Source organism: Thermodesulfobium sp. 4217-1 (assembly GCF_039822205.1).
Taxonomy (GTDB): domain Bacteria; phylum Thermodesulfobiota; class Thermodesulfobiia; order Thermodesulfobiales; family Thermodesulfobiaceae; genus Thermodesulfobium.
Map to the genome: position 1 here is coordinate 1 of NZ_JBAGBW010000034.1, position 13128 is coordinate 13128.

12 protein-coding genes, 1 pseudogene and 1 riboswitch are annotated in these 13128 nt (G+C 37.8%); all 13 genes and pseudogenes read left to right on the forward strand.

All coding sequences use genetic code 11. From position 1 onward, the window contains the following. A pseudogene (locus tag V4762_RS09285) lies at positions 1 to 764 on the forward strand (hypothetical protein); the annotation flags it as partial. Between the two features lie 26 nt (positions 765 to 790). Further along, positions 791 to 1807 (forward strand): Gfo/Idh/MocA family protein, encoded by a 1017-nt coding sequence (locus tag V4762_RS09290; RefSeq protein WP_347315515.1) that lies wholly within the window; start codon positions 791 to 793, stop codon positions 1805 to 1807. Position 1808: 1 nt separating this feature from the next. Beyond that, a complete protein-coding gene (locus V4762_RS09295) occupies positions 1809 to 2963 on the forward strand; it encodes a homocitrate synthase/isopropylmalate synthase family protein (RefSeq protein WP_347315504.1) in 1155 nt (384 codons plus the stop codon). A gap of 173 nt (positions 2964 to 3136) precedes the next feature. Then, entirely contained in the window at positions 3137 to 3712 is a 576-nt protein-coding gene (locus V4762_RS09300; RefSeq protein ID WP_347315505.1) for a 2-oxoacid:acceptor oxidoreductase family protein, read from the forward strand. Next, positions 3709 to 4068: a 4Fe-4S binding protein gene (locus V4762_RS09305; RefSeq protein ID WP_347315506.1), complete on the forward strand. Its 360-nt coding sequence runs from the start codon at positions 3709 to 3711 to the stop codon at positions 4066 to 4068. Before V4762_RS09300 ends, V4762_RS09305 begins: the two co-directional genes overlap by 4 nt. 11 nt (positions 4069 to 4079) lie before the next feature. Further along, on the forward strand, positions 4080 to 5267 hold the full coding sequence (locus V4762_RS09310) for a transketolase C-terminal domain-containing protein (RefSeq protein ID WP_347315507.1): 1188 nt from the start codon (positions 4080 to 4082) through the stop codon (positions 5265 to 5267). A gap of 15 nt (positions 5268 to 5282) precedes the next feature. Next, on the forward strand, positions 5283 to 6269 hold the full coding sequence (locus V4762_RS09315) for a thiamine pyrophosphate-dependent enzyme (protein ID WP_347315508.1): 987 nt from the start codon (positions 5283 to 5285) through the stop codon (positions 6267 to 6269). Between the two features lie 148 nt (positions 6270 to 6417). Beyond that, positions 6418 to 6519, forward strand: a riboswitch (TPP riboswitch). 47 nt (positions 6520 to 6566) lie between these two features. Next, positions 6567 to 7574 (forward strand): thiamine phosphate synthase, encoded by a 1008-nt coding sequence (locus V4762_RS09320; protein WP_347315509.1) that lies wholly within the window; start codon positions 6567 to 6569, stop codon positions 7572 to 7574. Further along, on the forward strand, positions 7575 to 8873 hold the full coding sequence (gene thiC / locus V4762_RS09325) for a phosphomethylpyrimidine synthase ThiC (RefSeq protein ID WP_347315510.1): 1299 nt from the start codon (positions 7575 to 7577) through the stop codon (positions 8871 to 8873). Continuing rightward, a complete protein-coding gene (gene thiL / locus V4762_RS09330) occupies positions 8867 to 9844 on the forward strand; it encodes a thiamine-phosphate kinase (RefSeq protein WP_347315511.1) in 978 nt (325 codons plus the stop codon). Before thiC ends, thiL begins: the two co-directional genes overlap by 7 nt. A 237-nt stretch (positions 9845 to 10081) precedes the next feature. Further along, a complete protein-coding gene (gene rpsL, locus V4762_RS09335; RefSeq protein ID WP_347315512.1) occupies positions 10082 to 10456 on the forward strand; it encodes a 30S ribosomal protein S12 in 375 nt (124 codons plus the stop codon). Positions 10457 to 10476: 20 nt separating this feature from the next. Next, entirely contained in the window at positions 10477 to 10947 is a 471-nt protein-coding gene (gene rpsG, locus V4762_RS09340; protein ID WP_347315513.1) for a 30S ribosomal protein S7, read from the forward strand. Positions 10948 to 10976: 29 nt separating this feature from the next. Then, positions 10977 to 13055, forward strand: coding sequence for an elongation factor G (gene fusA / locus V4762_RS09345; protein ID WP_347315514.1), 2079 nt, complete (start codon positions 10977 to 10979; stop codon positions 13053 to 13055). Positions 13056 to 13128: the final 73 nt, after the last annotated feature.

Consider the following 13128-nt stretch of genomic DNA (forward strand, 5'->3'; position numbering starts at 1 on the left):
CTAGTACAAATAGTGCTGCTAGTACAAATAGTGCTGCTAGTACAAATGCTTCTTCTACAACTATTAATCCTAAAAATACAAATTCTCCTTTACCTACTAATATGGCAGATAAAGCGCCTGTACTAAAGCAGACAGTTCAGCCAGGTAACAGTACAGTTCTGCCAAGTAGCACTCTTAAAGTAAATGCTGATAGCAATAGTACTCAAACTCAAACTTCTCCATCTGCTACATCAACGACAACTACTGTACAACCTCTAAAAATTACTGATGGTGATTATCCGCCTGTCAATCTTATGAAGAATCAATTTATCAATGATGTAAAGCTTTATAATGACGGTACGAAGGCTATACTTCTGATAGAGAGCACAACTCCGATTTCGCAAGCTGATATTAAGCAATTTGCTTTCCCGGATCAGGTTATTATTGATATTCCAAATATCTTCCTTGATAAGACCGTAAAGACAGGTCAGTTTACTCCTAAGGGCATAAATTATGTAAATATGTATAGAATCCAGAATTTTGATTCTGATATATTGAAATCATCAAGAATTGTTTTGACCTTTCCAGATGCGCCAAATTATACTATATTAAAAACAGACGATCCAAGAAAGATTGAGATAGCATTTGTCGTTCCTACTCTTGAGCCCGCATTGAAAACGAATGATAAAACGACGTTGAAAACAAATGAGAAAACAAGTAAAGACATAACTGTTAACAGTTCAAGTATCGTTTCTAAGAACTCTGTTAACGTCGATAAAAATTAATTATCATAATAATTTAGAGAGGTGAAATTAAAACGAGTGTAAATGTTGCTGTAATTGGTGCAGGAGATTGGGGTATTAACCTAATAAGAAATTTTTTTGAATTAGGATGTCTTCATAGCGTCTGTGATCTGGATCCAGATAAGCTGGCAAAAGTAGAAAGTCAATATAAATATGTAAATTGTGTAACTGATCCAGAAGTAATATTTTTGTCTGACGAAATTGACGCTGTGGTAATTGCTACTCCTTCATCTTTTCACTACTCTCTTGCGAAAAGGGCGCTAAATAGTGGAAAACATGTTTTTGTAGAGAAGCCTATGGCCCTTAATGCAAAAGAAGGTGAGGAGCTGATTGAGATAGCTCGCGCTAAAGATTTAAGATTGCTTGTAGGGCATGTACTTTTGTATCATCCCGCTGTTCAAACCCTTCATCAACTTGTTATGGAAGGCGAACTTGGAGATATCCACTACATTCACTCAAGTAGGCTAAATTTAGGCAAGGTATCTTTTGATGAATCAGTTTTGTGGAATCTTGCTCCGCACGATCTGTCAATATTTTTCTATCTGCTTGGATTAGAGGGAGATATTGTAGTGTCGAGCACCGGTCATAGCTTTTTAAGCGAGGATAGGGTCGACATTGCCCATGTGACATTGGAATTCAAGGATATATTTGGCAATATATTTGTTTCTTGGCTTCATCCAAGAAAAATTCAACAAACAGTCGTTATTGGGACGAAGAAAATGGCGATATTTGATGATAGAGCTCCTCATAAACTGATACTTTATAATAAAGGTGCAAAAATTGTTAATGGAAAGCCGTTTTTAAATTCTGGTGGCGAAAAAATTGTCGATTTTGAGCAAGCTGAGCCTTTGAAAAACGAATGTAAATCCTTTATAGATTCAATTTTAGATAAAAAAGAGCCTATAACAGAGGGCATGCAAGGTTTAAGGATCCTTGAAATCCTGGAGGCTGCTGAGGAGTCCATTCTGAAAAAGGGCTCTCCCGTGAAATTACCGTATAAGTTAAAAAAAGGAATTCTTATATAGCATGTTTTTCAATCTACCGAGCTCTTTCGAAGCTGTATTAGATAATATCAAAATTATAGATACGACTTTGAGAGATGGAGAACAAACGGCTGGCGTTATATTTTCTAAGCAAGATAAGATTGATATTGCCAAAAAATTAAACAATATGGGTATATATCAGATTGAAGCAGGAATTCCTGCAATGATGGGCGAAGAATTTGATGCCGTTTCAGAGATTGTAAAGCTTGGCTTGAAGTCAAAAATAATGTCTTGGAATAGGCCTGTTACCTCTGACATTGACTCTTCTTTGAAAGCTGGCGTAGAGGCTGTTGGGATTTCTTGTCCTGTTTCTCCTATTCACCTTCATTTTAAAATGGGCGTAGATTTTGATGAGGCTCTTAAGGCCACCGATAAAGCAATAAACTATGCAAAGAAACTTGGTCTTTATGTTTCTTTGCATATGGAAGATGCAGGGAGAGCGCCAAGAAATCTTTTAGTGAGATTTGCTCTTATGGCAAAAGAGGCAGGAGCAGACAGACTTAGAATTTGTGATACGTCAAGCGTAATGGATCCATTTAAGGTTCACGAAACAATAACATACCTTTCTGAGAGAGTGGGCATGCCTATGGAAGTTCATATGCATAATGATTTTGGTATGGCTACTGCAAACACTCTTGTGGGCATTGCTTCTGGTTGCGAATTTGCAAGCACTACAGTTTTAGGTCTTGGCAAGATGGCAGGAAACGCTTCATTGGAAGAAGTAGTCGCTGCATTGAAAATTCTTTGGGGGATCGATCTGGGCTTTGATTTCAAAAAGATGATTGTATTGTCTAATCTCGTGAGTCAAAGATCTGGTGTTCAAATATCTGATTATAAACCAATAGTTGGTAAAAAGCTTTTCAATACTGAATCTGGCATTTCGCTTGATGCGAGAAGGATGGGGAAGAAAGTATCAGCCTTTTCAGCTGACGATCTTGGCATGGTAGAACAGCTGGTTATTGGTAAACATTCTGGACCTAAGGCTATAAAAAACAAATTTGAAGAATTTGGGATTCAACTTAACAATGGCGAAATAAATCTTCTTTTACCAAAAATAAAAAATAAGGTTTCAGGACTTTCAAGACCACTTTTTGACAAAGAACTTATGCTTCTTTACAAAGAAATTCTTAACATTTAATTTTTCTCATATAACTTAAAAAATTTCAATATCCTATTTATTCTGACATTTCAAAACATTTGGTATACTTAATATACTTAAAAAATTTTAATAAATACATATATAATATGATTATCTCAAGCGGGCATGTTGTTATTTTTTCTGCTTTTTTATACTTTAAAGGAGGTTTGATAATGAAAAGTTACTGGGAAATTCGTTGGCATGCAAGAGGAGGCCAGGGTGCCTGGACAGCATCTCAATTTCTGGCATCAGCTGCACTAAGCGTAAATAAATACTTTCAGTCTTTTCCTGAATTCGGAGCTGAAAGGGAGGGTGCTCCTATCGTAGCCTATACCAAAATTTCTGATGTTCCAATAAAAAATTATTCTCAAATAGATGAACCAGATGCAGTTGTTGTTTTAGATCCTACACTTTTTTCACAAACGCCTTTCTTGGTGGGCCTTAAAAGTGATGGCTTTTTAATTGTGAATTATCCCGGTGAGCCTGAGAAGTTAAGAGAAGAGCTTAAGATTTCATCTGGAATAAAATTGTTTACAGTTAATGCTACAAAAATAGCTCTTGAAACCTTAAAAAGACCAATAACTAATACAACTATGGCAGGTGCATTGGTCAGAGCAACTGGCATATTAAGTTTTGATGATGTTATAAACGAAATGGTAAGAAGTTTTACGGGCAAATTTAAGCAAGAGGTTATTGATGCCAATGTTTCTGCTATAAAAAGGGCATATGAGGAGGTGAAACAGGGATGAATAAAGATATAAAGAGAATTGAAACCCCCTGTGAAGTGAAGTTAGGCTGGAAGGATATTCCTGTTGGAGGAAGTTTGGTGGGTGGTTCTAATTCGACCTGTCTTAAAACAGGCACATGGAGAATGCAACATCCAAAAGTAAATAAAGATAAATGTACGAATTGTATGACGTGTTGGCTTTTCTGTCCAGACATGTCAATTGTGGTAGCTAAGGAAAGCGAAAAATATGAAATGTTAGGCTTTGACCCTGTACACTGCAAGGGGTGCGGAGTTTGTAGCAAGGTCTGTCCTGTAAATGCCATAGAAATGGTATTGGGTGCAGATTTTGAAAATACTGAAAAGCCATTTTTGAAATAATGGAGGGTCATATGGCGAGAAAAAATGTTGGTTTAACTGGAGATTATGCAGTAGCAGAAGCAATGAGACAAATTGATCCCGATGTAGTTGCAGTTTATCCTATTACCCCTCAAACCTTAATCGTTGAGAGGTTTGGAGAATTTGTTGCTGACGGGATTGTTCATACTGAATTTGTGACAGTAGAGTCTGAACATTCGGCACTTTCGGCATGTTGTGGTTCGGTGGCTGCAGGAGCTAGAACAATGACTTGTACTTCCTCTCAAGGTCTTGCCCTTATGCATGAGATTCTTTACATTGCAGCAGGGAATAGGCATCCAATCATAATGATCGATGTTAACAGAGCGCTTTCTGCTCCTATAAACATTCACGGAGATCACAGCGACACTATGGGTTCAAGGGATGCTGGCTGGATTCACCTTTACTGTTTTAATGGACAGGAAGCTTATGATTCAACGATAATTGCCACAAGAATTGCTGAAAATTCTAAGGTTTATCTGCCTGTTATTGTTGGCCTTGATGCTTTTAGCATTTCTCACAATACAGAGAGAATAGAATTATTAGACGACCAAGAGGTTAAAGATTTTGTTGGAGAGTTTGATCCTCCATATTCTCTCTTAAACTTGAAACAACCTGTAAGTGTTGGCGCATATTTTCTGCCAGATTACTACATGGAAGCAAGGAAAAATTTGCAAGAAACAATCCAAAATGCAAAGAAAGTAATTGTAGAAATTCACGAAGAATACAATAAGAAATTTGGAAAGAATATTCCAGCCATTATGGAAACATATAAAATGGAAGATGCCGAATATGCAATATTGGCTATGTCTTCAATCACTGGTGTAGCTATGCTTGCAGTCGATGAGCTTAGGTCGAAGGGTATAAAAGTAGGAGTTATAAGACTTAGGCTTTTTAGACCATTCCCTGCCGAAGAACTATATGAAGCAATTTCTAATCTAAAAGGCTTAGCTGTTGTGGAACGAGCTGATGCTTATGGCGGTGCTAGTGCGCCGATTTTCTCTGAATTATCTGGAGCCTGTGCGAATAAAAAGAAGATGCCTCTAATGGCAAACTATATTATAGGTTTGGGCGGCAGAGATGTAAAGATTAAAGATATGGCAAACATATTTGAAAACCTGATGGGCAATGTTGATAAAGGTGAAGTAAAGGATTTGAGACAGTATATCGGCGTGAAAGGATAAAGGAGGACATATAATATGGCTTTCAAATTGACTGAATTACCTAAAAAAGATTTACCTATAACTTCAGGACATAGAGTTTGTGCAGGCTGCCCTGAGCCGATGATTATAAAACAGGCTATAATGGCGTCCAAAGATCCTGTAGTAGTGGGCGAGGCCACAGGCTGTTTTGAAGTTTCTTCTTGCATTTTCCCATACACATCCTGGAACGTTAACTGGTATCATAATGCATTTGAAAATGCTGCTGCTATCACTTCAGGAATGGAATCTGCCTATAAGGCACTTTCTAAGAGAGGAAAGGTTACTGAGCCTATTAACTTTATAGCTTTTGGTGGAGACGGCGGAACCTATGATATAGGCTTTCAAGCCTTGTCTGGCGCTATGGAGAGAGGGCACAGAATGCTTTATATCTGTATGGATAACCAGGCATATATGAATACTGGCATCCAAAGGTCAGGAGCCACTCCGTTAGGAGCATGGACAACTACCTGTCAGGTGGGAAAAGTAAGACCAGGTAATGTTCGTGCAAGTTTAAGAAAAGACATAGTGGCTATTATGGCAGCTCATGATATTGCATATGCTGCACAGGCTTCTTTGTCCCATTGGAATGACTTCATGAGAAAGGTAGAGAAAGCTCTTACTTATGATGGTCCAAGCTTCATTACAGTTCTTGCGCCATGTCCAAGAGGGTGGAGATTCCCTGCTTCAGAAACTGTCAGTATTGCAAAGCTTGCTGTCGAAACAGGTTTTTGGCCTCTTTATGAAGTTGATAATGGACAGTGGAACGTAACTTTTAAACCAAGAGAGCTAAGACCCATTGAGGATTTCTTGAAGACTCAGGGAAGGTATGCTCACCTCTTTAAATCAGAAGAGGGAATGCAGGTTATCGAGCATATCAAAGAGCTCCTTAAATATAAGCTCAATTATATTAATCACATGGCCGATGCTACCAAAGGTTGTGAGATGAACATTTTTGGACGTTGTGCACTGCCTGATATGGGTTAACTAATTTATCATTTTTTGTAATAGCGAGGAGGACTGCGAATAAGCGGTCCTCCTTTTGTTTTAAAGTAATTTAAAAAAATTATTATTTTAAAATAAAATGTACTCATTTGTAATTTGCTTGTAATTTGTTTAAAATGTATTATATAGTTGTATTTTCCCGGGGAGCTCGAAAGGGCTGAGATAGGCTAGTGCCTGACCCGCAGAACCTGAATCGGATAATACCGACGAAGGGAGAGAAATAAAAAAACTCCCAAAGTCGGGAGTTTTTTTATTTTTTAGAGCGAGGTTAAAATAAATATGTTTTATGAAAAAGATGTTAATAGAGTTTTAGATGCTAATCGCAATAGGTGTATAGAGGGCCTTAGGGTTGTTGAGGACTATTTACGGTTTATAAAAAATGATTCGCATAATTCTTCTAAGATTAGAGATATTAGACATGAAGTATCTCTTATCTTAAATTTTAATCTTTTTCAATCAAGAGATATTGAATCTGACACGGGAAAAGATTATTCACATAGTTTATACGTAGATGAAGATCAGGTTCTTAAGGCCAATCTGTCAAGAGTTAAAGAAAGTTTGAGGGTTTTAGAAGAGTTTTCAAGATTTATAGATACCTCCATCAGTCATCGCATAATGAAAATACGATTTAAGTTTTATGAGATAGAAAAGGAATTGTTATCTAAAAATTTTGAAAGCATTTATATATTGGCAGATTTGAGCTTGGTAAAGGATGAGTCGGATCTTTTTGATGGACTTAATATTTTAGTAAGCAACGAAATAAATCTAATTCAACTCAGGGCCAAAAAATTTTCTACTAAGAAGATTTATGAATTAGGATCTAAAATAAAAGAACTTTTCCCACAGATAAAACTTATTATTAACGATAAAGTTGAGGTAGCTATTGCCTTAGAGTCCTTTGGGGTTCATGTAGGCGAAGAGGAGCTGCCTTTTGGAGTAGTGAGAAGGCTTATGGGGAGAGGTATAGTGGGTGCTACAGTTCACAGCGTTGATGATTTGAGAGCGTCTCAATTGGCCAGTGTAGATTACATTGGCGTTGGAGCAATATATCCTTCATCTACAAAGCCCGAATGTGCATTGAACGGTTTAGGCTTTCTAAAAAAAATTAGGTCTTTAACTACAACTTTTATATATTCTATTGGCGGTATTAATTCAAATAATGCTAAAGCTGTTTTTGATGCTGGGACTGATGGAATTTGTGTGGGAAGCGGCTTTTGGCATGCTAAAGATAGAGATGAAGAGTTAAAAAAATTAATTAATATTTCAACAAATAAGGAGGAAAATTAAATGACCCAGAGAGAGTCGGCATTGAAGGGCGTGTATACCGACGCAATAAAATATGTTGCAGAATATGAGGGTTTGAGCGTTGATTATATATTAGAACAATTAAGTGCTGGTACAATTTGTATTCCAGCGAACATAAATCACAAATCAATGTCTTATAGGGGGGTAGGCAAAGGGTTAAAGACAAAGGTTAATGCCAATATTGGCACATCAAGCGATTTTCCAAATATAGAGGAAGAAATTGCAAAATTGAAGATTGCTATTCAAAGTGGTGCAGATGCGGTAATGGATCTTTCTACAGGAGGGGATCTAATAAAAATTAGAGAGACTCTTTTGGCAGATTGCGATGTGCCATTTGGAACGGTGCCAATATATGAAGTTGCAGTGAATGCGCTTGAAAAATATGGTGCGATAGTAAAGATGGACGTTGATGATTTTTTCAACGTTATTGAAAAACAAGGTGAACAAGGAGTTGACTTTATAACAGTCCATGTCGGTGTCACAAGGTCCTCTATTGAGAGGTTGAGAAAGCAAAAGAGAACTGCAGATATTGTAAGCCGAGGCGGATCTTTTCTAACTGCCTGGATTCTTCACAACGACAAAGAGAATCCTCTTTATGAAAACTATGATAGATTGTTAGAAATTGCGAAAAAGTATGATATGACCCTGTCCTTAGGTGATGGAATGAGACCGGGCGCTTTAGCTGATGCAACTGATAGGTCTCAGATTGAAGAGCTTATAACTTTAGGTGAGCTTACGAAAACTGCTCTTGATTACGGTGTGCAAGTGATGGTCGAGGGACCGGGTCACGTTCCTATCGACCAGATAGAAACTAATATAAAGATACAGAAATCACTTTGTCAGGGAGCTCCATTTTATGTATTAGGCCCCTTAGTGACCGATGTGGCGCCAGGATACGACCATATAACTTCGGCTATTGGAGGAGCTATCGCAGGCATGTATGGAGCAGATTTTTTGTGCTACGTAACTCCAGCCGAACATCTGGGCTTGCCAACCTTAGAGGATGTGAAGGATGGGGTTATTGCTTCAAGGATAGCGGCTCATGCTGCTGATATTGCCAAAGGGGTAAAGGGCGCTCTTAACTGGGACTTAGAGATGGCTCAAGCAAGAAAAGCTCTTGACTGGAAAAAGCAGATCGAGCTTTCTGTAGATCCTGAAAAGTCATCAAGAGTTTATAACAGTAGAAAGTCTGCCGAAGAACAGGGTTGCAGTATGTGTGGCAAGTATTGTGCAATGAAGATCGTCGCAGAGTATCTAAATGTAGATTTGAAAAAATGTTGAAAATTAAGGATCTTGGGGAGTTTGGTTTTATTAATAGCATAAACCCAAAAGAGACAGTGGCCGATCTTAAATTGGGAATTGGTGATGATGCCGCTGTAATTTCCCCACCTGAAGGTTTTGATTTAGTAATTACCACAGATATGCTTGTGGAAGGAAAACACTTCTTGGCTGATACCAACCCTTATGCGGTTGGGTACAGATCTATGTGTGCTAATTTGTCTGATATTGCTGCTATGGGCGCAATACCAAAATTTTATTTTATATCCTTGGGAATAAATCCAGAAAGAGACTTCGATTATATAGAAGATATTTATAAAGGTCTAAATGGCCTTGCTGAGAAGTTTAACACTCATTTAGCTGGCGGAGATACTATTAAATCTGAAAACACGATTATTTCTATTACTTTGATAAGTTATGTTGAAAAATCGATGGCCATAAAAAGAGAAGGAGAGATAGAAGTTGGAGACCTAATCGTCTCTGTAGGTCCCCTGGGTTATTCTGGTGCTGGTTTGGAAGTAATTAAAAACAAGTTTGACGGTTTCGATGAACAGGTAGAGGTTTTTCTATATCCATATCCTCAGGTTATCGCAGGACGTATTTTGGGACAGTCAAAATTGATACGCGTAATGATGGATAATTCTGACGGGTTAGCTAGTTGTATTGAAAATTTGGTTGTTAAAAATGGCTTTGGCGCAATGCTTTTTGAGGAAGAGATATTTGATGAAAAACTTAAAGCTATTGCAGAAATTACAAATAAGGAATATCTTGATTTTGTTTTTAATGGAGGAGAAGATTTTGGGCTTGTGGCAGTAGTGAAGAGAGATAGCTTTTTAGATATTTCTTCCTCTTTGAAAAAATCATCCGATAAGGTAAAGATAATTGGAGAGGTTTGTGACGACAAGAAAGTTGTATTAAAAAAGATAGATGGAAGCATTTGTGCAATCAATAAGTCTGGATATACTCAATTTTAAAGTTTATACAAAAAAAAGATAATATTTAAAGTTAGATATTCGAATTTGCTTAATTATATAAGGAAAAATTTAATAATTAGATTTCATTGATATTTTTTTAGTTATCTTTAGAAATCTTTTATAACGTATGTAATTTTCCTGTTTGACAGATGTTTTATTTATTGGTATGATAGCATTTTGTCTATACTTTAAAATTTTATTTACTAGGAGGTGAACCTCTAAAAGAGGGATTATAGTATGCCCACAATTAATCAATTGGTTCGATATGAACGTGAAAAATTAACAAGAAAATCAAAGTCGCCAGCATTGCAGTCCTGTCCTCAAAGAAGAGGAGTTTGCACAAGAGTTTATACTACTACACCAAAGAAACCTAATTCGGCTCTGAGAAAGGTTGCTCGTGTAAAGCTCACTAATGGATTTGAGGTTACTGCTTATATACCTGGTATTGGACACAATTTACAAGAGCACTCTGTTGTTTTGGTAAGAGGAGGTCGTGTAAAGGACCTTCCTGGTGTTCGTTACCATATTGTAAGAGGGGCTTTAGATGCAGCCGGTGTTCAAAATAGAGCTCAGAGTCGTTCTAAATATGGCTCTAAAAAACCAAAGAAATAAGCTAAAAAGGAGATAAAGTTATGCCTCGACGCGGTGGAACAAGAGTTAGACCTTTAATACCTGATCCAGTTACTGGCAGTACTGTTGTTACAAGAATTATTAATAAGGTTATGTGGGATGGTAAAAAGAGTAAGTCAGAACACATAATGTATGGAGCACTTGACATAGTTGAGAAAGCTGTCGGAGAACCAGGTGTCCAGGCTTTGGAAAAAGCCATACAAAACATAACGCCAATTCTTGAAGTAAGACCAAGGCGTGTCGGTGGTGCTGTTTACCAGATACCTATCGAAGTAGTGCCAAGGAGAGGTTTGGCTCTTGCAATTCGTTGGATTGTAGACGCAGCCAGGGCTAGAACTGGTAAGTCGATGACAGAAAATTTGGCTCAAGAGATCATTGATGGCTTTAGGGGTACAGGAACTGGCATTAAAAAAAGAGAAGATATGCATAAGATGGCAGAGGCCAACAGGGCTTTTGCGCATTATAGGTGGTAAGAAATTAACAAATTAAGGATGGAGTGTTTATGAAACGAGGTTTTTCCATTGATCAATTAAGAAATATTGGTATTGCTGCGCATATTGACGCAGGTAAGACTACCACTACTGAAAGGATTTTGTTCTATTCTGGCAGAATTCATAAAGTTGGTGAAGTCCATGAGGGTACTGCAACTATGGACTGGATGCCTCAAGAGAGAGAAAGAGGCATTACAATAACTTCAGCAGTAACCACTGTTGAATGGAGAGGTTTTAGAATTAATATAATTGACACTCCAGGTCACGTGGACTTTACAATTGAAGTAGAACGTTCATTAAGGGTACTAGATGGCGTCGTAGTTGTACTGTCAGCTGTAGAGGGCGTACAACCACAATCTGAAACCGTTTGGAGACAGGCCACCAGGTATGAAGTGCCAAGGGTTGTATTTGTAAACAAAATGGATAGAGTTGGAGCAGATTTTTTCAGAGTTGTAACCGATATGAGAGAGAAGCTTAGAGCTCCTGTAGTTCCTATCCAAGTTCCTATGGGCGCAGAAGACAACTTTTTAGGCGTAATAGACATACTCGAGAGAAAAGCATACGTTTGGGCAGGCGATAAAAGCGGCAGAGATTTTGAAGTTTTAGATGTGCCGGAAGATTACAAAGAAGTTGTTGAAGACTGCAGGGAAAAACTTATTGAAAATGCTGTCGAAAACGATGAAGTACTTTTAGGTAAGTATATGAACGGTGAAGAGATATCTCTTGAAGAAGTAAAAGCTGCTATTAGAAAGTCAACCATTGAAAATAAACTTATTCCCGTTTTGTGCGGAACAGCTTTTAAAAACAAAGGAGTCCAACAACTTTTGGATGCCGTAGTCGACTATTTGCCATCTCCAGAAGACGTACCTCCTGTTGAAGGGCTAAACCCAAAAACTGACAAGGTCGAAGTAAGGCTGCCCTCTAATGATGAACCTGCTGCGGCTCTTGCTTTTAAGATCATTTCAGATCCTTATGTAGGCAGATTAACTTATATAAGGGTGTATTCAGGTGAAATAAAGGCTGGTTCATACATTTACAATGTTAAAAAGAGAACCAAAGAAAGAGTTGCAAGGCTTTTGCAGATGCATGCAAATCACAGAGAAGAAATACCTGCAGTTTACGCTGGCGATCTTTGTGCAGTGGTTGGTCTTAGGGATACAGTAACTGGTGACACGCTTTCACAAGAAGATAGACCAATAATCTTAGAATCTATTCATATACCAGAACCTGTAATATCTGTCGCCATAGAACCAAAGACTAAAGTAGATCAAGAGAAGCTCTCAGTTGCTCTCCAAAAGTTGTCAGAAGAAGATCCAACTTTCCGAGTTAGCATTGATCACGAAACGGGCCAGACTATTATCCAGGGTATGGGCGAATTGCACCTTGAGATTATTATCGATAGACTTTTAAGAGAATTCAAAGTAGAAGCTACAATAGGCAAACCACAGGTTTCATATAGAGAAACTATAAAACAACCGATTAAGGCTGAAGGGAAATTCATAAGACAGTCTGGCGGTAGAGGTCAATATGGCCATGTCTGGATAGAGATGGTTCCTACTGAGCAAGGTTCTGAGTTTGTTTGTGAGAACAAAATTGTGGGTGGAGCAATTCCAAAAGAATATGTTCCTGCTGTTGAAGCTGGTATAAAAGAAGCAATGCAATCTGGAGTTCTGGCTGGTTATCCTGTGGTGGACTTCAAGGTTACAATTTTTGACGGTTCATACCACGATGTAGACTCATCCGAAATGGCATTTAAAATTGCTGGATCTATGGCTTTTAAGGAAGCTATGTCAAAAGCAAAGCCAATTTTACTTGAACCAGTTATGAGCATCGAAATTGTGGTGCCAGATGACTATTTAGGAGAGGTCTTAGGAGATATAAACTCTCGTAGAGGCAGAATCGACGGAATGACTACAAGAAATGGAGTGCATATTATAAATGCTCTCGTGCCGTTGTCCGAGATGTTTGGGTATGCGACTGATTTGAGATCTAAAACTCAAGGCAGAGGAACGTATACAATGGAATTTGATCACTATGAAGAAGTCCCTAGAAATGTTGCTGAAGCAATTATTTCTTCAAAAAAAGGATAAACTTTTTTTAAAAAATGATTTTAAAATTACTTATAAAAAATAAGTTTTTGGAGGGTAAATAATGGCAAAAGCA